Origin of the sequence: Quyinboa sediminis (assembly GCF_042219855.1) — a bacterium.
Classification (GTDB): Bacteria; Bacteroidota; Bacteroidia; order Bacteroidales; family UBA5342; genus JBHJHP01.
Genome location: NZ_JBHJHP010000001.1, coordinates 241,048 through 264,761 on the forward strand (window position 1 = coordinate 241,048; position 23,714 = coordinate 264,761).

The following is a 23,714-nucleotide window of genomic DNA, read 5'->3' on the forward strand; positions in this document are numbered from 1 at the left end:
TGAATTTTTAGTAGTTGTTAAAATTTGTTATTGACACCGGCTTCTATTTTTTGTAACTTTATAATCAGTTTAAATAAGGATACTGTTATTTGCAATTTACTCCCCGTAATTCTCCTCATTAATAGATGATTAAAAACCTCTGTTAACCGTTAATATGACCGGTATCAATATTTCATGTTTTCGGGTCTCGTCTTTGACGTTGCTTATCTTTATATTTTGTGTTTTCCCTTTTTATGCACAGAATGTACAGTTAGAAGTGTACATGAATCCTAATCCTTCTCCCTTTATTTTAAACTGGAATCAGGAACCTGATCTGCTCCATGTTAGCGCGTATAACAATTCAACTTCTTCCGTAGATGTAAAGCTTTCGGTTGAACTTCAGAACAGTTTTCAGGAAAAAGTGGCCATTACGGATATGGAATCGGCTGAATCAGTTTCACTATTCCCGGGATACAATGAGTTGTCTGTCATGCAGGTTTTACCTGTAGATCAGCTTATGTTTTCGGATGCATATATGCAAGTTCAGAATCGGTTGCATGTACTTCCTGAAGATAATTATCGTCTTTGTATTTCTGTTGTTGATGCCGATGGAACGCCAATATCGGAAACCCCTTTCTGCAGCGATTTTTATATTTCCGGTATAGGTTCAACCTATCTTATTTATCCCAACAATGCCATGTTGTTTGAACCGGATGAACTGGCCAACACTGTATTTCAATGGACGCCTTCGTTTCTGGATCCCTCAAGGGGATATTTTGACTATCAACTGATCATTGTTGAAGTACTCGAAAACCAGTCTCCGGCAGAGGCAATTTATGTAAATGATCCGATAATTGAAGAATGTTATCCTGGAAATACCACCCAGTTTCTCTGGCCGGAAGATATGATTTCGCTGATTCCCGGATTGTATGCCTGGTCGGTGCGCATTGTGGAATATTGTGGTCAGTATATTTTATCAGATTATTCGGAAATCTCAACGTTTACAGTCGGGCATACAATAACCAGAGAAAGAAGAGACTCAACCCGGACAAGGCCTGGTGATGAAGGGGATGATCCAAGGGATGCGCCACCTCCAACAGTATATGGTGAGGAACTTGACAATCACTGTTCGCAGGTGGATACAGTGGTAACAGAGGGTACACCTATCTCGTTGGGTATGATCCTGAAGGATAATTCTAAATTTAATTATCCAAGGGCTGTTCCGTTGCGTGCAGAAGGCATTGATTACGATTTGGTTAAATTCAAATGTTTCGGTTGCAGCAGTGAAGATACATCCGTGACAAATTATGTGGTCAGGGATAATGTACAGAAATTTCAATGGCAGATTGTCAGTGGTCCGGGAACATTAAATAAACCACCGAAAGTTGAAAAAATTGATTCCATTCAACAAAAAATAAATGATTTACAAAATAAACTGAACGGTATAAATGATAGCCTGAAACAGATTCATACCGATACTACAGTAACCATCCCAGACAGGATTGAAGAGCTAAAAAACAAAATCAAAGAATCTGAGCGTATTTTGAAGGAAAAGGATTCTCTATTGGTTGTCAAAAATAAACGACTTGATTCTCTAAACCTGGTAATGAAACTTGCCATTCAGAAGATCAACAGGTTCCAACATAAAATAGACAGTGTAAATGCTGTGATAGAGGAAAATCTTGGTAAAACAGATAGCCTTGAAAACGTATTAAAAGGTGAACCGACAGCAGAAGAAAAAACTCAGCAAGCCGTCGTTGCCGGTATTTTGGAAGAGAAGGAACGTAAAATGCAGGAGTTGGCGGCAAAAGATCAGCAGATTCTGGATGAATCAGAACGTCTGGGAAAAATTTTAGCTGAAGCCTGGGATGAATTAAAAAAATATCGGGATGCTTACAACATACTGAATATTGAAATTGAAGCCGTTTCAGGAAACATTGTCAACCTGGAAACTTTGATGATGCGTGATAAAGACACGCGTGAATTTATGAAAAGACAAAAAGACTGGCGTCAGAAAGCCATTCAGTTTATATGGCAGTATTATGGATCAGCCAATAAGGATAAATATTACGACCAACAGAAAGAAGCAGAGGTAGAGGCAAGGCTCGCACTTGTTGGTTCAGATGCTAATGACAGGAAGCAACATTTTAATGCATTCAGTGATCAGCTGAACCGGTTCAACAATAAACTAACAGGGTTTTGTAAAAACGACAACCAGGCCTGCCAAAATGCATTAAGCATTGTGTTGTCGTCGGGAGAAAGATTTAAATCAACAGTAGATGGTTTAAGTCAGACAAATTACCTGTTTGATTTAAAAACTCAGCGTACCATTGACAGCCTGAGAAGTTACCTTGAAATTCTTGAGGTTAATCTTGTTCCTGTTAAACGGCAGATGGATCAGGCACAGAAAGCATATCAGGAAGCGCTTAGTGCATACAACTCTGCGATGGAGGCTTTACAGAAAGAAAAGAATACGTTGCTTGATGAACTGGCTGAAATTAATGAACGCTTACTTAAGGCTGAGGAAAAGCTGAATAAATTGATTGAAAAACGCATCAATGATCTGGAACGAAACCGCGAAGAATATCTGAACCGGTTGCATAAGTTGAGGCTTGAAAATACCGGTGGATACGAAAAACTGGAAGCATTTGCAGATTCTCTGAACCGGTATATGAATGATACAACCCGATACAGAATAGAGATTGAGCTGTTGAGCAAGGAAATAAAACAACTTGAAGAACAGATAACAGCCATTAAAAAAGCGATTGAAAGGTTTAATCAGTTGCTTGAGGAAGCTGAGAAAAAGACTGAGAAATTAAGGGGAAGAGCCAGGTCCTTAAGGCGTGACAGCACAGATATTCAGCATGAAATTGACAGTCTGAATGATGAATTAAACAAATTAAAAAATCCTCCGGATGGTAAAAACGCTGAAGGGCTCCATGTGTATTATATACCGCCACCATTGGAGGAAATCTTAAAAAATCCGTCAAAATTTGAGGAAAGAAAAGATTCTGTAAAAGCCGCTGAAGCAGCATTGGATAAAGCCTATGCCCAAAAAGCTGCTGTACAGGGTAAGTTGGTTAATCTGATGGATCAGGTAAGTAAAGATTTGATTAAATATAAAGACGTATCAGATCTTATTCCGGGTCTGGAAGATGAAATAAAGAAACTTGATGATGACATAAAAACAGAAAAAACTAAAAAGGCACAGGATTACCTGGATGAACAGCAAAAGGTTCAGGATAAGATAACACATAAAACTGCCAATGTGGATTCCCTGAAAAAGGTGATTGACGGTCTGATTCAGGACAGCACTAAAGTAGCAGATGAAATTAAAGAAGTTAAAGATAAAATTGAGAAGGAGGACTCTCTGCTGACTGCTAAGCGAAATGCTTTGTTGGAAAAAATGACAGAGCTTGAAAACGAAGAAAAAATTCTACGGAATGCTCAAAACACACTTACTACAAGGCAGAACGAACTGGCAGAGGAAAGGATCAGGCTTGATGGTTTACAGGAGGATCTGGCCAGAGCAAGAAATGACCTGACCCGTGCCAATGCTAAGGACGATGAATCGGATGTAAATGAAACGAAAAAGAAAATAGATCAACTAAATGCAGATATTAAACTAAGTAAGGACACTAAAATCCCGGCACAGGAACAAAAAATATCATCTGCTTCATCCAGTTTGGGATCAGCTCAACGCAGGGTGAACACTGTGAAGGAGCAAAAGGATGCGGCCTGGAAAGAATGGAACGACGTAGCAAAAAATCTTGATGGGACACTCAGGGACAGTTTAAATGCTAAAAATGAACGCCTGGAGAAAATCCTTTCTTCCATTGAACGACAGCGGAAACTGAAAAAGAATTCAGAAAAGGAACTGGAAAAAGCCAAAGAAGAACGTGAAAAGAAACAGGGCGAGGTTAACGATAAGATCAATAATGAAGAAGATATCAAATCAAAAGCAAAGTCTCTGGATGAACTAACGAGCAAGCTGAAAGATGCAAAAGATGAAAAAACAAAACTTAGCAATGCCATACAGGAAGCACTAAATCTAAAAGATAAACTGATAAAAGAGTCGAAAGAGGCATTGAAGCAGGCCAAAGAACGGCTTGATAAGAATAAAAAAGATTTACAGGATTATCTGAAGGGAGAATTTGATTCGGTTGATTTTGAAGTAAAACTAAAACTAACCGCAAACGATGAGGTATCAGACGATTGGCGTAAAAATGATAAGGAACCGGCTATTTTATTTAAAACTTTAAAATATCCGTTGGACAGGACGCCGATTCTTGTGGGTGGAAATACAGAAGCCTCAGACGAAAAACCGGATGACAAGGATTTTAAAGCCAGCTGTGTGGCTACACTTTTATTCGATAAAGATGAATCGCCGAAAAAGAAAGATATTTTTCAGATTGATAAAGCAGAACCCAGAACCATTGCATTGATGTATAAGGATGGGGAACCGCTTTGGAAAGAGTGGCCTGTGATACCTGATGATGCACCGTTGTTATCCAGGGACGTTGTACGTATGATTGCAAAATTTGAAAATGATTTTGACTTAATACAATATGGCTGCGAAACTGAGGACAATTGTGACGTATTCCCGCCGGAGGGACCTGAAAAGATACGGGATCTTGGAACGTATTCATGGGCAGCTAAAGAGGTACATAGCAGTCACAGGTATTTCACCGAAATGTTCTGGGAAACGCCTGATGTTGAAAAACCGAAGGATAAGGAAAATTTTGATTTGATCATTGCATATAATCCTTCAGAAGTAGAAACAGACGATGTTGTAAGCAATAAAAAAATTACAGAAGTCAGACCAGGTATAATGATAGAGGTCACCAAAGAACTGACCGGTGTACCTGATACTTCTCTGGAGGTTAAAGCCCGTGTTGTAAAAGGAAACCATAAAGGGCTTAACGATGAGGAAATAGAATTTAAGGCAGTACTGAAAAAAGGTGCATCGGAAAACTATGGTTTTGAAGGTGGAAATACTTCAACAACAGTTACGACAGATCCTGAAGGTTACGCAAAAACACAGTTTAATTTTGGAAATGGTTTTGCTGAATTTGAAATTGAAGTGACATGGAAGCGGGGAGGACAGACTGAGAAATGCATTGCGAAAGCCCCGATAAGCATTGCTATTCAACGCTTTTCTTCCAGTGTGCCTGAGTTTGCATGGGAAGCAACGAAAAAGCTTTTCAAAGATGGAGGATCGGCCGATGATGCCATTAAAGAATTCCCCGAAAAAACAGGTGATGAAGGTGAAAAAGCTTATGCTGCACCTGTTCATGGCATTGCCGGATTACAGGATGCAGAGAAAGATTTTGTTAATGATAAGAATGTAGAATTCTCTGTTTCTCTGGCTAATATTAAAGTTGAGCCGGAACAGGATAAGACCGAATTGTATGGCATTGCCAGAACAACCATTAAAGAATTGCCGGAAGATACCTCTGTCACTCTAACAGCTGAAGTGGAGGATAAGTATAAAGATGTTGGTGATCCGGCAAAAGATGACAAGGATTATTCCACTAAGAAATCGCAGAAATTTAAGATCGGATCAGCTTCCAGCCTGTTTGTTATTGCCATGGATGAACCGTTTAATCCCAATGAACCGGTGAACGGAAGCGGAAAACTGGAAGTAGATATTGGTCAGGGCAACGTGGATATTTTAAGCGCCCTGAAGGAGGTCAGGCTTACTGCAACTGATGTAGAATTGCAAGGGTCAGACGATGACTTTACTGCAGTAGCAGGTAAAGTATCGTGGGGGGCATCGGGTAATCCGATCAAGCGCAGAATACTTGGCTTTGATTTCTCCATTGACTCACTGGTCATTACGGCTACATCCGGTGCCGGTCTGGGCGGCGATGTGAAAAAAGATTCATTGATCAAAAATCCCGTGAAGTTTTATGCCGAAGCAGAACCCAGCGGTGATTTCATGGGAACCATAAGCAATATCCCGTCATTTGAAGTGAAAGGATTTAAGTTGAAAGAAGGTTCATCATTTACCCTCGACTGGCACAGCAATAAGAGTCCCGGAACATTTGCCAAAACCTTTAAAGGAGTTGTGATTCATACAGCTTCACTTGAATTGCCGGAACAGTTCTCTAAAGGGGAGGATAAATCCACGCTCAGTGTATCCGAGTTTTATATTGGAACTGATTTGGCCAAAGGAGGAAATACAGCTATGGGTTTTGGTGGCGAAATCAGTTACGAAGGTACGCTATTAAAAACAGGTTTTGCAGGCTATGATCTGACAGCCAATAAATTTGTGCTTGGATTCGATCATAGTTCACTTGTTAAAGCAGAGATTAACGGGGAACTGGCTTTACCGATTCCGATGGAAGGAAAAATTGAAACATCCATTGGATGGGCTGAGGATAAATTCGCTGCTACCCTGGCCACCGAGAATCCGGTAGCCATTCCGCGCCTTGGTGTAACGATGACCCTGAAAAACGGTTGCGGCCTAAGCTGGGATACAAAGAAAAAAGTTGGTTCATTGCGACTGAACGCCTTTATGGTATCGCAGAAATTCGGTGAAGTTGATCTCTCAGGTTTTGAGATCAATTCAGAGGGCCTGATCAAGGCTGACGAAATAACCATAGAAAAGGCTATAAAATTTGGATCAGGCTTTGACCTGTATGTGGAAAAACTGGGCTTTAAACTGGCCAAAAAAGAATACAGTTTCATGTTTGGTGGAGGGTTCAGTTTTCCGAGAATCGGTATTGATCAGCTAAAAGGTAGTGTTGAATTGGCTCCGGGGCCAACCGTAAGCGTCAATTTCGAGGAAGCTAAGATACATTTCGATAAAGGTCCTGTTTCATTCGACGGTGAGTTCCATTATTCTGCCAGTGAATTTAAAGGTGACTTTACGATTGGTATTAAAAAAGTTATTGAGAATGGTATTGAGGGAATGATTGTGGTTGGAAATACCAAAGATGATAAGGACATTGATTACAGTTACTGGTACACACAACTCACTATTGGAACCAAAATTCAGGTTCCGCAATATGGTTTTTCAGTTCTGAAACTTGGAGGAGGACTGGGATACAACTATAATCCGCCAATCGGAGAGCAGGAAGGATCGCCTTCGCACAATGATGGTTTCTCTTTTAAAGCGATCATGGGACTGGGAAACATTCCGGGCGGTGAAGTCTTTAACAGTAATCTTGAAATGGTGTTGGTTCCGGGTAAATTCTCTTTGTATGGAAAGGTTTGGTTGCTGAGCCAGGAGGATGCCTTGTATGGTGACGGCCAGATGAACCTGATGTGGGATCCGAGAGTACAGGTAGATGGCTATTCACGTATGTTTATAGGCATTCCAAATGCCGAAGGAAAGATATTGTTATTCAATGGTAAAATCAACTTCCTTTTTGCTGCAAATGATCCACATATCTGGAGCGACAAGCTGGAGGGTTCTGTTTTACAGGTTATCAAGGCTGAAGGTTTAATCGACGTTACGAAAGAGCACTTTAAACTTAAAGGTGAGCTCGGTTATGAATTTAATAAAACAATTGATCTTGCCGTTGTTTCAGCCATCGTTGATTTGGCAGTGAAAGCTAACATGGATGTTCTTTATGTGGTTGATACCAAATCGCTTGATGCCAGCGCTGAATTTCACGGACATTGGAATGTGGATCTGGATACACCCATGGGAACGGCTGATATTATTTCCGGTCGTGTGGATTTGGGACTGAGCCTGAAAGCGAATCCTTCTTTCCTTGAAGTAAAAGGTAATGCCGGTTTCAGTTACGATGTTTGGGTGTACGATGGTGATGTGGATGTAGATGTTACTTACAGAGTTAATTTATAGAATATGACAGAAATTAAGTGGCATATCCGACTTTTGATGTTGACCGTTACTGTTTTGTTGACGGGAATGGTGTCTGCACAATCTCCTCCAGTTATATCATTTGTAAATGAAGATGGTATATACCTGAGATGGCAGGGACAACCCTCCGTGGGGCTGGAAGGGTATAATGTTTACCGGCAGTCTGGAAGCAGCACTGAATGGGAGTTACTAACAGAAACACCATTGCAGCTGATAACTGATAATGCAACTATACGTGAAATAGCCGGATTTAAAACCGGTATGTTTCTGCAGCTGTTCGGAATAAATGATATTAACGGCGGTATCACCCAGGAAGCTTATCAGAATCTGCTGTCTGACCCAAAGGCTGTATCATTTATGGAAGTCATGTGCCTGGTTAACCCGAAGCTGGGATATCTCTTGGGTGAAATATACGTGGATTCAACGGTTGTCTCAGGTGAAAGATACAATTACAGGATCACTTCGGTCATCAATGGTTTTGAAAAGGAAATAGGCTTAACACCTGCGATTAACCCTGATAAGTATGATGTTGTACCGGAAGTAAGTGGTCTGGAAGGGAAGGGACTGGACGGTATGAACCGGTTACAGTGGGATCGCAACAGGGAATTGCTTTCTTCAGGGAACCTGGTAACGTACCGGTTGTTCAGATCAGACCAGTTGCTTGGAAGCTATCAACAGGTGAATTTTTATGGCATTTTGCCGGTTCGGGTCAATACAGATGTGGAAGGAATTGTGGCAGAAACGGAGGAGTATCTGGATAAATTCCTCACGTATGGTCAAAGTTACTTTTACTACGTTAAAGGTGTAAATGCATTTGGTATAGAGAGTGAACCCGGAGTAACTGTCCGTGTTACCACCGGCGCAGATGTGTTACCGGATCCGCCACTTAATTTACGGGCCGGTTTAATGGGCATGAACCTGAAGCTGGCATGGGACGGTAGAAAGGATATAACAGGGTATGCCATATACCGATCATTGCAAAAGAAATCTTCATACGAAGCAGTATTTGAATCGCCGGCTGCAGAAAATCCATTCTGGATTGATACGGACATTGATCGGGAAAACACTTATTTCTATTATGTGGTCAGCCTGAATCAGAACAGTAGAAGTGAACCCTCTGATACGCTCGTATTTACGTTTTATGATTTAAGTCCACCTTCAGCACCAATGAATGTTGTGGCTGAATCCGATTCAAACGGAATAACTATTAGATGGACACCGAACAATGAATCTGATATAAAAGGCTATGAGATAGAGCGTGCAGCCGATGATGCATTTACTTCGCGAATGTTACTGAATACATTTGCAATAGCCGATACGTTTTATCTGGATAACGTGTCACAGCTTTCTCAAACAACCTATGGCTATGTGGTTTATGCGGTGGATTCCCTGGATAACCGTTCCTTACCTTCTGAAATGGTGAAAGCACGGATGCCTGATATTGTGGCTCCTCAGGTTCCCATCATAACAGGACTGACCCGAAACGGTAATCAGGTACAATTAAGCTGGACCAAAGCTGTTGAGGATGACCTGGCTACTTATCGAATCTTTATGGCGATGGATGATAATGAGATGGCGCAGGCCGGAGAAACAGTGGAATCCCCATTTAAAACTGAAATACAAAATTCCGGTAAATACAGGTTTGCTGTCAGGGCTGTGGATGAAGCCGGTAACCAAAGTCCGATGTCTGAAGTTTTCACACTGACGTATAATACTGATGAATTTCCGCCGGCACCGGTTGGCTTGAGCGCGGTATTGAATGACGATAATCATGTGATTATATCCTGGCAACGACCTGATTATAAAGATATAAAAGGATTCTACCTTATGCGGACTGATTCTGCAACAGGAAATGTACGGGATATAGGACAACTTTCTGCTGAGAGCATGGAATTTACGGATCGCTCTGTTAAGAAGGGCAATGCATACCGGTACATGCTGAAAACATACAACTCCAGATGGTATTTCAGTACACCGGAATATGTAGAAATTGAAATTGTTAGAGAAGAAGAATGAAAGGCCGTTTTGTCCATAAAATGAACCTTCTGGTTTTGACATTACTGTTAATACCATGGGGGACATTTGCTCAGTTTGAGCTGGACTGGCCTGAAATTCCTACAACATGGAGGGGGTTAAAGGAAAGCGTTGAGATATCGGGAAGCATCAATTCCAGGCTGACCTTCTATTCGGCCAGTCAGAATTTCGCAAGACGTCCCGGATTTAATTTTAACGTGTATGGGAGACCGACATTCAGTGTGAATGGACTATACATCCCAGTAGATTTTTCTCTTGGAACCTATCAGAGCCGTTTGCGGCAGAATTTCAACCGGCTGGGTATCAGTCCTGAATATAAATGGGTAAAGCTGCATTTTGGAAATACAAGTGTTAATTATTCACCGCTGGCCCTCTCAGGGCACCGATTCCTGGGAATGGGAGTAGAACTGACGCCCGGTAAATTAAGATTCGGCTTTAACTGGGGACGGTTTAACCGCAAAATTGATCCTTCGGATTTTCAGGGTAATGCAACAGTTATTCCGCAATATACCCGAAAAGGTTTTGGTATAAAACTGGGGTATGGCACAGACAGGAGTTATGTGGATCTGATCATTTTTAAAGCCAAAGACGATAGCAATTCCATCAACAGGTTGAATCCTGCATTACGAACTACACCAGCTGAAAATGCGGTGGTTGCAGTATCCGTAAAACAAACCTTGACAGAGCGGTTATTATTCCATTTTGATCTTGGGTTCAGTGCCTATACCAATGATATTACAGCCAGTACATATTCGGGCGGGGTTTTTTCCCCGGTAAAAATTCCCGGGCTTTTACTGAAAGAAAGAACAACCACACAGTATCTGATGGCTCTGCAAACCAATATGGCATACAAGCTCAATGATTTTAAATTCAGCATACGAGAAAAAGAAATTGATGTAACTAATGTTTTACTGAAGTTGTCATTCGACCGCATAGAACCGGATTACATGAGCATGGGGACGTACTTTTTCAAAAACGATGTACAACAGTTAAAGTTATCTGCTGCATTTAAAGTGCTGAACCAAAAATTATCGGTCCGCTTTCCCCTTGGATTTGAATGGAACAATGTGCTGAATACCAAACAAACCAATAACCGCCGTATCATAAGCGGACTATATATGAATTATATCCATTCAAAAGATATGATCTTTAACTTTAGTTTTTCAAATTTCAGCACAAAACTTACCCGCGATGTAGCACCAACATTGGATACCTTGCTGGTTAACCAGGTTAACAGACAGCTGGGGTTAAGAACTATGTATAAATTCATGTATAACGAAAAGGAACATACATCTACAGTCATGCTAAATTATATGTCTGGAATGAATATCAATGAGCTGACAAAAACCAAAACACTATCCAGTGTCACATTCTGCCTGTCGGATCAGTTCGATATTGATTGGCAGGAACTAACTTTAAATGCAGGTATTAGCATGAATCGATATGTATTGCCTTTTTTTACTACGACGCGTATAATTCCCGGGATTGGTGCAAGGAGAAATTTCATGAATAATAAGCTGCATGCTGGGTACAATCTTTCACTGGTGCTGACAAGCGTTAAAAATGGAACCGGTAATTTTGGTATCAGCAACAGTGTTTCAGCTTCCATGCAAACATTTAAAAAGCAAAACCTGTCCCTTAACTTTTATTTTCTTCAGAACCTTGGACAAAACCGTTCATTTTCCGAACTGATGGGTGAGTTCAGGTACAGGATTATATTATAAAGAAATACAGTAACATGTTTTAGGGAGGTATATACTTCATACAAGTTCTATCTAATAACCATCGCAGATCGTCGGATCTGTTTTGAAAGTAATAGACTTATTCGAGAAACATCATTTATGCATAAAGCGAAACTCCCACAATTGCTTTTAAATGGATAAGGTTAAATAACCTTTTATAAACCAATAAGGATAAACATTCGCGGTAAACTGTTTGTTTTTTTTTAAGAATGTCGGGTCAGACGACTTTACGGCAACATATCACGCATTACCCCATACCCTTACAAATATATCCTTCATGAGCGATAAAAAGCAGACGACACAGATCAGTACGGAAGAACCGGATAAACTCAGAGGTAAATCCTTTTCTGGTGAAGAACCCGGCGGCAAGGCTTTATGGCTGGCTGCGTTAACCGTACTTGGCGTTGTCTTTGGTGATATTGGTACGAGTCCCTTGTATGCGCTTCAGAAATGTTTTAGTGGCCATGGTTCCGTTGCATACGCACCTGAAAATATTCTTGGATTGTTATCGCTTATTTTCTGGTCGCTGGTTATTATTATTACAGTGAAATATATTGCCTATGTCATGCGGGCTTCCAACGAACGGGAAGGCGGTATTCTGGCTCTGATGGCTCTGATTGAACCAGCGCATCCCAAAGACAGAAGAAAGAGAACCTGGCTGATTGTATTGGGTGTTTTTGGTGCCGCACTTTTGTATGGTGACGGTATGATAACTCCGGCTATATCTGTATTGTCAGCGGTGGAAGGTTTAAAAGTGATCAATCCGGGTTTTGAATCGTATGTAATTCCGGTAGCCGTTATTATCCTCGTTTTGTTGTTCCTTTTTCAGAAGCAGGGAACAGCAAAGGTAGGATCTCTGTTTGGACCGGTCATGATGATTTGGTTCCTTGTCTTGCTGGGATCCGGTATCGTAGGGATGACAAAAGACTTTTCTGTGATCAGAGCTCTTAATCCGGTTTACGCAGTACGCTTTTTTCTTACTGCAGGTTCTGAGAGTTTTCTGGTATTAGGTGCCATTTTCCTGGTGGTTACAGGAGGGGAAGCGCTTTATGCTGACATCGGGCATTTTGGCAAGAAGCCAATCCGGCTCGGGTGGTTTCTACTGGTTATGCCTGCTTTGGTCATTAATTATTTCGGCCAGGGTGCTGTGTTGCTGAATAATCCGGATCTGGCCGGGAAGCAGGTATTTTACTATATGTTACCTGACTGGTCCATTTATCCGATGGTTATCCTGTCAACCATAGCCACAGTCATTGCATCACAGGCTATTATATCGGCATCTTTTTCACTGACACGACAGGCAGTTATATTGGGATATCTGCCACAGTTAAAACTGCTTCAGACCTCATCAAAACAATCCGGTCAGATATATATCCCGGGTATAAATTTTATGCTGATGATTGCAGCAATAGGTCTTGTTATCGGATTCCGTAAATCTGTTAATCTGGCTGGTGCCTATGGTGTAGCCGTCAGCATGACAATGCTGATAACGACGATTCTGATGTTCAAGGTTGCCACTGAAAAGTGGAAGTGGTCACTGGCTTATGTAATTCCTGTTACCCTGTTTTTTATATTGATCGATATATCATTTTTAACCTCTAATATGTTTAAAATTGCCAGAGGAGGATATTTCCCTATCATTATAGGGATAACAGTATTCACGCTTATGATGGTTTGGCATACAGGAACAGCCAGGATGGTTCCGGTAGGAGGAAAGAAGCAACGTTCACTTAAAACATTTATTGAGAATATTAAACGAAACAAACCAGACCGATTTCCCGGTACTGCTGTTTTCATGACCAGTGAAATAGAACAGGTTTCACTGCTTATGATGCGTTACCTGGAATTTTTTAAAGTGTTGAATGAAAAGGTCATTCTTCTGAATCCTGAAATTATGGATGAACCCAAGGTGCCTCCTGAGAAAAGGGTGGAAGTTGAGGATCTTGGTAGTGGCATTACAAAACTGGTGGTACATTTTGGATTTATGGAAAACCCGAATATTCCGAATATCTTGAAAAACCTTGAAATTTCAGGAAAAAAGATAGAACTGGATCAGATTGTTTATTACATTGAGTATCCTCGTATGGAATACGGTGGTAAATGGAACCGCAAGAAATTTATCGCAAAACTGTACTCATATATGGCCAGAAATGCAGCTAATCCGGTCTCGTTTTTTAAAATTCCCTACAACCAGGTACTTGAAGTCGGCGTAAGGGTATACATTAAGTAAACCTGAGTGAGAATATATGATTTGGATCAGGACAGAGGTATATTGAACCTAAATTCAGATCCTTCGCCAACGGTACTTTTCATATGTATACTGCCATCATGCAACGCTATAAACTCTTTGCACAACATGAGTCCAAGTCCGGTACCTTTTTCGTTCTTTGTTCCTTCAGTGCTCTCAATTTCCTGACTGTTAAATATCCGGGTCAGTTTTTCCGGTTCAATACCCGTTCCGTTATCTTTAACATATACGATGACCTGCCTTTCTTTGCGTTCAGCCTTAATATTTACAACACCGTTTTTCCCGGTAAACTTTAATGCATTGTTCAGCAGATTTATCAATACAATCTGCAACAGATTTTTATCTGCATTAATAATCATACGTTCTTCAGGTTCTACATAAACGCTGATATTCTTATATGCTGCATGGTTTTCAGACATGTTTTTTACTTCCTTCATCAACAATGTTAAATCAAATTCTTCTCTGAAAAGCTTTATCCTTTTTTGTTGTGAACGCGACCAGTTAAGTAGGTTTGATACCAGCTGAAACGCACTTTCCGATGTTTGCTGTATTATCTGCCCAGTGATTTTCGCCCGTTCTGGTCTGTTGTTGTTGAGATTTTGCATTAAAAGTTCACTGGAACCAATCAGAACATTAAAGGGACTTATTAGATCGTGGGAAATGATGGAAAATATTTTATCCTTTGTCTGATTCGATTTAAGAAGTTCTGAGCTTAAGCGGCTGATTTTTTTACTTCTCATGTAAAGGATTATGGAGAGTACAACCAGAATTATTATGAAAAGAGCCGCATAAATCTGTATCTTTTTCTTCATTTTTATATTTTCCTTTGCCGCATTTAGCTGTTCAGTAATCATGAACCGGTCCTTGATGTCTTTCAGATTCGTAAACTGAAGGGCATTAAATACAGAATCATATACTTCAACATAATTCTGGTAATTCTGTGCTGATTCACGATACTTTTTTTGTTGTTCAAAATAATTGCCCCGGGCTTTATAAACGTTGAGAATGTCTTTGGCAATTTTTGACTTTCGCGCATTTTTCAATGCGTCATTCAAATATCTTTCTCCTTCTTTTGTTTTTCCTTCCAGAGCCATTGTCTTAGCCATTCCTAACTGGCTGTCTATCTCACCCGAAAGGTTTTGTCTGGATTTGCAAAGTTCAAGTGCCTGACTAAAATAGCTGCCGGCCGAATCAGCAAGCTCCTTTTTTAAAAACACATTGCCCATGCCCTGCATGGAGTAGGCCATAAAGTTGACATTGTTAATTGCCTGATTCTTTTGCAGAGCATACCGGTAATATGATAGTGCCTCATCTGTTTTATCCATGAGAAACAAAGTGTGTGCAAGTTCCAGATATGCCGATGCAATTCCAACAGAATCCTTTAGTTCTCTGCGTAAACTGATAGCTTTGTTGAAATAACCAAGTGCCGTTGTATAGTCTTCCTTCATGCGGTTCAGCTCACCCATATTGATATAACTGTATGCCATTCCCCGCTTGTTTTTAAGATTCTGGAAAAGCAGCATTGACTTTTCTGTGTATTCAAATGCATACGGAACATTGCCTATGGAATAAAAGGCATCACCCAGGTTGTTGTATAAAAAAGCTATTTCAACAGAATCCTTTACTTCAAGACAATAGGGTAAACCTAAATCGTAATATGATATAGCCTTTTGAACGTCGAATTTATAGTGCTGGTAAATGACGCCTACATAGTTATAAAGTTTGCCTAACTCTTTTTTGTAACCGTATTTTTGGGCAATTTCAATTCCCTGATTTCCATATTCTATGGCTTTGTCCGTATCTTTCTCCCGGTTTTGCCAGCAAAGTTTCGAATAGGTGAGAACCTTTTCATAATTTGTCGAGACACGTGGTTTGCCATCCGTACCAGAATTGATTGTCTGTCCACTAAGATTAAGTGTCATCAGTAGTAAAAGTAGAACTTCAACAAAATAAATTCGTAAACAGGACATAAAGAGAATAAATTTGGGATAAAGATAAAGAATTAGACGAAACAAAGTATATGTAGTTAAAAAACGGTGGGAAGTAATTATTTTACAGACCAAACATGAAAATGTTATCAGATACGGTTTAATGTTTTAACAGGGGTACCGTTTTCAGTTTTTAACTTACACGCACATGGTCATTCCAACATATTATACAATACACTGGTGCCTGTGAAATATATTTATTATTTTTAAGATCGAATTTTAAACCTGTTTGTAATGCTCTGGAATTTGTAATCGGGTTCTAAGATTTTGTAAATTCATTTAACCGGAATTTTTAATATGAAAAAGTTATTGTTTGTTATCTTTCTTCTGATTTTTTATTCTCAGGTCAGAGGTTCAGAATGGTATCTGAAACCTAACCTCCGGTATCACACACCATTAACCTATCAATCTATGCCCGGATATTTCTCGGCACAGGTATTTGTACCCGTTTATACCTTGGCTACACCGTGGACAGTTGTAGACATCAACCGGAAGTTTTCACTGGCGCACGGCTTAAGTTACGGAATGTCTGTCGGGTGCTTTTTCAATGATCTTTTAGGAATTGAAATGATGTATGATCGTTTTGGAATATCAGAGACGTACCAGTCTGATTATCCTGATATTGAAGAACCATATATTGTCGGAAAATCTGACTGGAAGTTTACTTCAAACAAACTTATAACTTCTGTGGTGTTCAGAAGGAGCTATGGTTTAAAGCATGAGTTTCTGGCCAGGGCAGGCGTTCTAATTGGAATAAACTCAATATACAAAAAGATTTATGGCAGAGGTGTTTCAAATGCTTATGATGTTAACGGAGGCATCGGTTATGGCTATAACCTGGGATTTGAATACAGGTATGAGTTACTGGACAGAATTGCAGTATTTGCAGAACTGGGTATTGAAAACCAGTTTTACAGTCCTACCTCAGCCTCACTTAGTCAGGCCAGCTATCAATTGGCCATGGTTGATATTATTGAATACCAAAAAGAATATTACCGATACAATGATCCGGTATATTATGACGTGTATTACCAGTTGAAAGAACATGTCAAATTAAACAGCTTATATGTTGGTTTCGGACTTGTATTTAAGCTAAGCGAACTCTGAAAAGTCTAAGTTTTTCCATTAATAATTTACAGCATGTTAAAAAAATGCATAATGTCAAGGCCTTTACATATCATTCTTCTGGTAATTTTATTTTCGTTTAAGTTGCATTCGCAAATTTATTTTGAAGGCTACACCGGATATTCATTTGATACAAATCCGGTTAAGGTACCTAACTATTACAGTATTAACGATTATGAACAGGCGTTTTATGACGTGACAACTTACAGTACAGGTGTCAATTTTGGAATAGGGGTGGGATATACTGTAAATGATAATATTTCTTTTGTCGTTGGAGTAAAAACCATTCAACAGAAGAACAGTTATGCCAATAATGACTGGCTCGCATTAATAGAGAATAAAGAGAAATATATACTATCGGGTTTGTATGGAACTCTTGAAACACAAAACCAATCTCTTGAAATAATGCCACAGATAGTATACAGGTTTAACGGATCAAAATTTGTACCGTATTTTAAGGCCGGGATGGAGATAGTGAATTTAAAATCGAATGTAATACATACTGAAACTGATTTGAGCTCACACGATTTTAAGGAAGTTGAATGGGAAAAGTCAGGAAAGTGGAACGCCGGATTAATTGTTAATTTTGGTATTGAATATATAGTTAACAAACATTTTTCGATCTATTCAGAGTTAATGTTTGTAAATACAGAGTATGTCTTTAGAAATTCTGAGCTGAAAAGATATGAAATAGAAAATGAGGATTTCCTGAGATTGGTTGAAGAAACAGATATAGAATTGTCGGAAGAAGAAGGCAGAACGGATTTTAGTCACATTGGTCTGAACGTAGGGGTCAGATATTATCTGAAATAGATAGATTTTGGCAGCAGTTTATTTAAGCCTTTTGTCCTTTGATTTTATAAGTTGAAACTAATTCTCAGCTTTTTAATTTTGTCCAATACCGCCTGTTCCTCATTCTGTTTTATATATTTGCAGGTATGAAACCTTACTATTTAGTACTGCTTGCTATCATTTTATTTGCTATTCCTCTATTTTCTCAGGTCGATCATTATGAAACAATTATAAAAGCTGAAGATAACTGGCATTATTTTATTGGAAACTCAGAACCGGATGCAAGCTGGAATACAGCCGGATTTGATGCTTCTGGATGGACACAGGGAAATGGTGGTATCGGATATGGAGACGGGGATGACCAAACGGTAATCCCGGCTGTGGTATCACTGTATATGCGTAGAATGTTTAATGTTGATGATAATTCCATTATTGAGACAGCAGTATTAAATATAGATTATGATGATGCTTTTGTGGCTTATCTGAATGGAACAGAAATCGCCCGTTCAGGTATTGATGGTCTTCCACCGGCATATAACCAGACAGGTATCAGTCATGAGGCTCTGATGAAAGATGGTAATCTTCCGGAAGAATTTGTGATTGATCCGGATCTTATCAAATCTGTGATAACAAATGGAAACAATGTACTGGCCATTCAGGTTCATAATACCTCTTCTGCGTCTTCAGATATGTCGGCTATTCCTTTTCTTTCAGTCGGTGTGAATGTATCGTTCAGAACCTGGACAGAAACACCGGAATGGTTTACTGAACCTACTGTATTTACCTCGTCGGACTTACCCGTTGTGGTTATTGATACTGAAGACGGGATAACAATTCCGGATGAACCCAAAATAAGCGCCAACATGAAAATTATCCGTCATGCTGATGGTTCGCGTAACAATGTAAGTGATACAGGAACGGATTATGAGGGATATGTGGGTATTGAAATCCGTGGTGCCGCTTCTTCCGGTTATCCCCAAAAACCGTATGGCATTGAAACCCGCCTTGGTGATGGTTCAAACAATAATGTAAAGATTTTTGGAATGCCAAAGGAGAATGACTGGATTATGCTGGCAAACTATAACGACAAAGTCTTCATGCGGAATACACTTGCGTTTAAACTGTTTAATGAAATGGGGCATTATGCACCCCGCACACAGTTCTGTGAACTATCACTGAACGGTAAGTATGAGGGCATTTACATCTTTACTGAACGCATAAAGCGTGATGATGGCCGGGTGGACATTGCCAGGCTGGATGAGGATGATAATGCCGGCGACAGCATCACAGGGGGATATATTTTTAAGATAGATTACTTCTCGGATCTGGACAGTTGGGCGGGTGATTATGCTCCTGTAGGCAATGAAGGTGCTACTGTGCATTATGTTTATCATGATCCGGAATACGATGAAATTACAGCAGAACAGAAAGCCTATATTCATGCTTACATCAGTTCAATGGAATCTGTTTTATACGGTAATGATTTTGCTGATCCTCGGACAGGATATTCGGATTATCTGGATGTCAATTCCTTCATTGATTATTTTATCATGGGAGAACTCACCAGGAATGTGGATGCCTATAAAAAAAGCAAGTATTATTATAAAGATAAAGACAGCAAGGATGGCCTGATCCATTCCGGACCGGTGTGGGATTACGACTGGGCCTGGAAAAACCTGATTGATGGCTGTACCATGTTTAATGCAACGGATGGATCAGGATGGGCGTATAAGATTGGCAGCATCTGTCACCCCAGACCAACACCTGCCGGCTGGATAGAACGATTGATGCAGGATCCCTTATTTGAACAGGAAGCCGCTAACCGCTATTGGTATCTCCGGCAAAATATTCTGAGCATAGATTATTTGTACCACTACATCGATTCAGTTGCATTGGTTTTAAATGAGGCGCAGCAAAGGCATTACAATCGCTGGCCAATACTTGGTATTAATGTGGGAGCACCTGAACAGGATGAACAACCAACGACATTTGCCGGTGAAATTGTCAAATTTAAAAACTGGATTGCTACCCGTATTGCATGGCTGGATAATAACATGCCGGAAGCAACCAATACTTTAAATGAGGGGCTTGTTGTAAATGATTTCGTTATACGTGTTTTTCCCAACCCTGCTACGGATTGGATCTATGTGGAATCGGATAAAGCCATTCAAAAGATTGAGATTTGTAGCATGAATGGTGCAGTTATAGGAGCATTTTCTGTAAGTAATCCTTATTCTGTAAAATGTAACTTAGAAGGTTATTCGACAGGGATATATTTAATTAGAATGGTAACAGAAGAATCCGGAATTTTATATAAAAAGTTTATTATTAGTTAATTTGATGATGCAAGATTTTTACTAAATTCGTATCGTGTTACCTGATGAGCTACATTAAAATATGGGTTTATCGCATGTTGTTAAAATTTGTTTGAATTGTTGAATGTTAAAATATCTAACTATGAAAAATTATCTGGTATTGATTTTTATGGTGTGGTTATCTGTAGTTTATGCACAGGATATAACGGATAAATCCTTATATGTTTATTATCCATTTAATGGTAATGGGCTTGACCAAAGCGGGCATGGGAATAATGCTAAAGTTGAAGGTGCTCAGTTGGCTACAGACAGATTCGGCAATAAAAACTCATGTTATCAATTAATAGGGGATGGTGACAATATTTCATTTGGAAATTCTATTAATTTATGGGAAGCTGATTGGACGTATTCCATTTGGATCAAACTGGACGTATTACCAACTGTTGTAGATGATGCTTTTTTATTGAGCTATAAATCAATAGGGTATGGGGAGGATGTGCATTTGTATGTAGATAATTTGGACAATAAAGTTAAAGCGTTTTTAAATGATGGTAATGAGAAAGTTTCAACAAATGCAATTATCGAAAAAGACAAATGGTATCAAATAATTATTACTTATTCACAATCACTGTTATCTATTTATATCAATGGAGAGTTTAAAGTTGCATCATCTTCCGGTTTCTCCGATTCATATGAAAATTCAGATTTAATGATATCAAGTATTTACAATGATGATGCTTTAAAAGGAAGAATTTTTGGTTCGGTTGACGATGTAAGGCTGTATAACAGGGTTTTAAGCCAGGATGAAGTTGATAGTTTATATGTGTTGGAATCGACAGAAAATACACCAACAAATACAAGCAATTTGAAAGGAAATAATATTCTTAGTATATCCCCGAATCCGGCATATGACCGGGTTTATGTGGAATCGGATCAGACCATACAACAGGTAGAAATTTGTACGCTGAATGGTCAGATAATATCATCATTTCCGGTCACCAATCCGCATTCGGTAAAATGTGATTTAAATAGTTTTTCGTCAGGCATGTATGTGCTGAAAATAGCCACAACAGAAAACCGGGTTAGTTACAGAAGGGTAGTGGTTACTAAATAGTATATTTTATTACTCTTTATTTTTATGTAAGTTTTTATAGATTGATTTTTAAGAATATAATCAAGTTTAAACGGTAACGTATCAAAGGATAATTTTATTAAATCAGGCCCTCATTCATATCTGCAATTTTTGTTGTGAAGCATTCAAAATGTAACAGTTATGTATCAATAGTTATTATTCTTTTTCATAATTTTAGTTCTGATATTTAACTGTTGGTTTTAATGCTGACTTTTATGAAAAGCTTTGATAAAATCATCCTTTTTGCGTTGGTGTTATCTCTTTATTGCTGTGAAAAGGTTGGACCCATCGCCGATACCACTCCTACAAAATATTATTCAGGGCCTGTTTTGCTGGATATTGATAGAATAATTTCTGATTTACCGGATGATTTAATTTTAACCATACCAACATACGACAATAGTAATCAGGTTGTACATCCTGATATTTTAATTGATACGTTTAGTATTTACATGGTTTTAACGCCGTATCCCAATGGCAATGACAAATTTGAAAATCCTTGTTTATATACGAGCGATGACGGTATAAATTTTATTCCCTACGCTAAAAATCCCATTGTTGACAAACCACCTTACGATCATAATTGTGATCCGGATATTTTTACAGATGCATCAGGAAACCTGTGCATTTATTATATTGAAACCCTGAAACCGGAATACAATAATTTGGTTCTTCTTTTTAAAAAGCGAAATCACGATGATTTTATAAAAAAGGTTTTAATTAAGTATGATTTCAGAGCAAGGGAGTCATTTATTGTTTCTCCAGCGTTTATAAGAGATCTTTATCAGGATACGTATCATTTATTTTATGTGAACCTTAGTGCTAAACCAATATTTAAAATAGAGTATCTGACTTCTGATTCCTTGCATCAATGGAATAAAAATGATCCGGTAACGGTAAATATGGCTTATCCTGATAACTTCAGACCCTGGCATATTGACATTACCAGTGACCAGGGCAAATATTATCTTTTTATAAACGGGATATTTGGTGAGCGAAACAACAATGATTTAGTTGTTTATTTAGCTGAAAGTTCAGATTTAGAGAATTGGAATATTATGGGACAGGTTCTGAACAGTAAAAAAATTCCAGACAATGATATGAATTACGTATATCGGTCAACAGGAATTATCAGGAATGATGTTATGGTAATTTGGTACTCCTATGTGACGAAACATAATATATGGAAAATGGGATTGAAAAAGTTAAGACTGCAGGATATCAAATAATTAATTCATTTTGTCTAATATTCTTTCACTATCCACAGGAAACCTTTGCGTAATTTATCTATAATTTCAAAATTCTGATATCCAGTTGTCTAAGCCGGGTGAGTCAGGGATATTATTCCCACTGCTTCCACAGAACCATCTCTCCAGGAACGACATTATCTTAGAAAATTACCGTTCAATTAAAACCAGGTCGCTATAGTTGAATGGCTGATCAGAGATAAAAGGGAAAGGCAGAATGCAGTCGGTCTATAATATCATTATCATTCCATTAATGTGATATATCATATTACTTAGTGTGTTAATCATTACTAAAAGTAATTAACTCCATGATCTAAACACATTAAATAATTGTATTGATAAGAAAATGATATCATGAAAATAGCAATTACAGGATCAACAGGTCAGTTGGGACGGAAAGTTATCAACCAACTAAAAAAAAGAATAGATACGGAGAATATTGTGGCTCTTGCCAGAAATACCGAAAAAGCCTCTGATCTGGGCGTACAGGTCCGTTTGTTTGATTACGACAAGCCGGATATTTTGAAAGCAGCATTAAATGATATAGATACACTTCTGATGATATCTGCCAGCGAGATAGGTAAAAGGGTCAAACAACACACTAATGTGTTAAAAGCGGCTAAAGAAGCAGGAATTAAGTGGATTGTATATACCAGTCTTTTAAGGGCTGATACATCAGGGATTAATCTCGCCGGAGAGCATGTAGCAACAGAAAAAGCAATCATGGAATCCGGGATTGATTATACCATTTTACGTCATGGCTGGTACACCGAGAATTATACAGGGGCACTTGGCAATGCCCTCGCTTCCGGTACTTTAATTGGCAGTGCAGGAGATGGTAAAATATCATCCGCTACACGTGAGGATTTTGCTGAAGCTGCCGCGTTGGTTATGTTAGATGAAAAGAATAAAGGCAGAGTATTTGAATTTGCAGGTGATGAGGCATATACGCTCTCAGATCTGGCAGCTGAAGTATCCGGTCAGACAGGGAGAGAAATTCCTTACAGTAATTTACCTGAAGATGAATATGCACAGGTGCTGAATCAGTCCGGTATTCCGCAGGGTATTTCCGACGCCATTGCCAACTGGGATACCAGTGCATCTCAGGGTGACCTGTATGATGACACGCATCAGCTGTCTACTGTATTAGGCAGACCGACCACTTCTTTGTCGCAGGCTGTTAATGATGCTCTCGAAGAAAATAAATAATATAAACAGGTAAGAATAAAAATTCTTTTCCTAAGCGGAAAAGGATTTTTTTATGTTGAATTTAAAATT

The 23,714-nt window shown here is 39.0% G+C and carries 11 protein-coding genes; 10 read left to right on the forward strand and 1 reads right to left on the reverse strand.

The annotated features are described in order from the left end of the window. Positions 1 to 262 precede the first annotated feature (262 nt). From ACE1EF_RS01140 to ACE1EF_RS01155, 4 genes are all read left to right on the forward strand, one after another. Positions 263 to 7,795 carry a hypothetical protein gene (locus ACE1EF_RS01140; RefSeq protein ID WP_375718761.1) on the forward strand — a complete coding sequence of 2,511 codons (7,533 nt, stop codon included), beginning with the start codon at positions 263 to 265 and terminating at the stop codon, positions 7,793 to 7,795. Positions 7,796 to 7,798: 3 nt separating this feature from the next. Beyond that, positions 7,799 to 9,829: a hypothetical protein gene (locus ACE1EF_RS01145; protein WP_375718762.1), complete on the forward strand. Its 2,031-nt coding sequence runs from the start codon at positions 7,799 to 7,801 to the stop codon at positions 9,827 to 9,829. Between the two features lie 35 nt (positions 9,830 to 9,864). Continuing rightward, positions 9,865 to 11,571: a hypothetical protein gene (locus ACE1EF_RS01150; protein WP_375718763.1), complete on the forward strand. Its 1,707-nt coding sequence runs from the start codon at positions 9,865 to 9,867 to the stop codon at positions 11,569 to 11,571. Between the two features lie 295 nt (positions 11,572 to 11,866). After that, positions 11,867 to 13,819 (forward strand): potassium transporter Kup, encoded by a 1,953-nt coding sequence (locus ACE1EF_RS01155; RefSeq protein ID WP_375718764.1) that lies wholly within the window; start codon positions 11,867 to 11,869, stop codon positions 13,817 to 13,819. Between the two features lie 26 nt (positions 13,820 to 13,845). Here ACE1EF_RS01155 and ACE1EF_RS01160 read toward each other — a convergent pair whose 3' ends face one another. Further along, positions 13,846 to 15,759, reverse strand: coding sequence for a tetratricopeptide repeat-containing sensor histidine kinase (locus ACE1EF_RS01160; protein WP_375718765.1), 1,914 nt, complete (start codon positions 15,757 to 15,759; stop codon positions 13,846 to 13,848). A gap of 363 nt (positions 15,760 to 16,122) precedes the next feature. On the opposite strand from ACE1EF_RS01160, the gene ACE1EF_RS01165 reads away from it, so the two are divergent. The 6 genes from ACE1EF_RS01165 to ACE1EF_RS01190 all read left to right on the forward strand — a co-directional run bounded on the left by ACE1EF_RS01165 (position 16,123) and on the right by ACE1EF_RS01190 (position 23,645). Then, a complete protein-coding gene (locus tag ACE1EF_RS01165; protein WP_375718766.1) occupies positions 16,123 to 16,932 on the forward strand; it encodes a hypothetical protein in 810 nt (269 codons plus the stop codon). A gap of 51 nt (positions 16,933 to 16,983) precedes the next feature. Then, on the forward strand, positions 16,984 to 17,763 hold the full coding sequence (locus ACE1EF_RS01170; RefSeq protein ID WP_375718767.1) for an outer membrane beta-barrel protein: 780 nt from the start codon (positions 16,984 to 16,986) through the stop codon (positions 17,761 to 17,763). A gap of 125 nt (positions 17,764 to 17,888) precedes the next feature. Next, a complete protein-coding gene (locus ACE1EF_RS01175) occupies positions 17,889 to 20,078 on the forward strand; it encodes a CotH kinase family protein (RefSeq protein ID WP_375718768.1) in 2,190 nt (729 codons plus the stop codon). A 121-nt stretch (positions 20,079 to 20,199) separates the two neighbouring features. After that, positions 20,200 to 21,171: a LamG-like jellyroll fold domain-containing protein gene (locus ACE1EF_RS01180; RefSeq protein ID WP_375718769.1), complete on the forward strand. Its 972-nt coding sequence runs from the start codon at positions 20,200 to 20,202 to the stop codon at positions 21,169 to 21,171. A 233-nt stretch (positions 21,172 to 21,404) separates the two neighbouring features. Then, positions 21,405 to 22,418, forward strand: coding sequence for a glycoside hydrolase family protein (locus ACE1EF_RS01185; protein ID WP_375718770.1), 1,014 nt, complete (start codon positions 21,405 to 21,407; stop codon positions 22,416 to 22,418). 372 nt (positions 22,419 to 22,790) lie between these two features. Continuing rightward, positions 22,791 to 23,645: an SDR family oxidoreductase gene (locus ACE1EF_RS01190; RefSeq protein ID WP_375718771.1), complete on the forward strand. Its 855-nt coding sequence runs from the start codon at positions 22,791 to 22,793 to the stop codon at positions 23,643 to 23,645. Positions 23,646 to 23,714: the final 69 nt, after the last annotated feature.

What these genes read in the sequence shown, in the direction of transcription:
- ACE1EF_RS01140 (WP_375718761.1), top strand. Translation starts at nt 263, where the DNA reads ATGAATCCTAATCCTTCTCCCTTTATTTTAAACTGGAATCAGGAACCT.
- ACE1EF_RS01145 (WP_375718762.1), top strand. Translation starts at nt 7,799, where the DNA reads ATGACAGAAATTAAGTGGCATATCCGACTTTTGATGTTGACCGTTACT.
- ACE1EF_RS01155 (WP_375718764.1), top strand. Translation starts at nt 11,867, where the DNA reads ATGAGCGATAAAAAGCAGACGACACAGATCAGTACGGAAGAACCGGAT.
- ACE1EF_RS01160 (WP_375718765.1), bottom strand. Translation starts at nt 15,759, where the DNA reads ATGACACTTAATCTTAGTGGACAGACAATCAATTCTGGTACGGATGGC.
- ACE1EF_RS01165 (WP_375718766.1), top strand. Translation starts at nt 16,123, where the DNA reads ATGAAAAAGTTATTGTTTGTTATCTTTCTTCTGATTTTTTATTCTCAG.
- ACE1EF_RS01170 (WP_375718767.1), top strand. Translation starts at nt 16,984, where the DNA reads ATGTCAAGGCCTTTACATATCATTCTTCTGGTAATTTTATTTTCGTTT.
- ACE1EF_RS01175 (WP_375718768.1), top strand. Translation starts at nt 17,889, where the DNA reads ATGAAACCTTACTATTTAGTACTGCTTGCTATCATTTTATTTGCTATT.
- ACE1EF_RS01180 (WP_375718769.1), top strand. Translation starts at nt 20,200, where the DNA reads ATGAAAAATTATCTGGTATTGATTTTTATGGTGTGGTTATCTGTAGTT.
- ACE1EF_RS01185 (WP_375718770.1), top strand. Translation starts at nt 21,405, where the DNA reads ATGAAAAGCTTTGATAAAATCATCCTTTTTGCGTTGGTGTTATCTCTT.
- ACE1EF_RS01190 (WP_375718771.1), top strand. Translation starts at nt 22,791, where the DNA reads ATGAAAATAGCAATTACAGGATCAACAGGTCAGTTGGGACGGAAAGTT.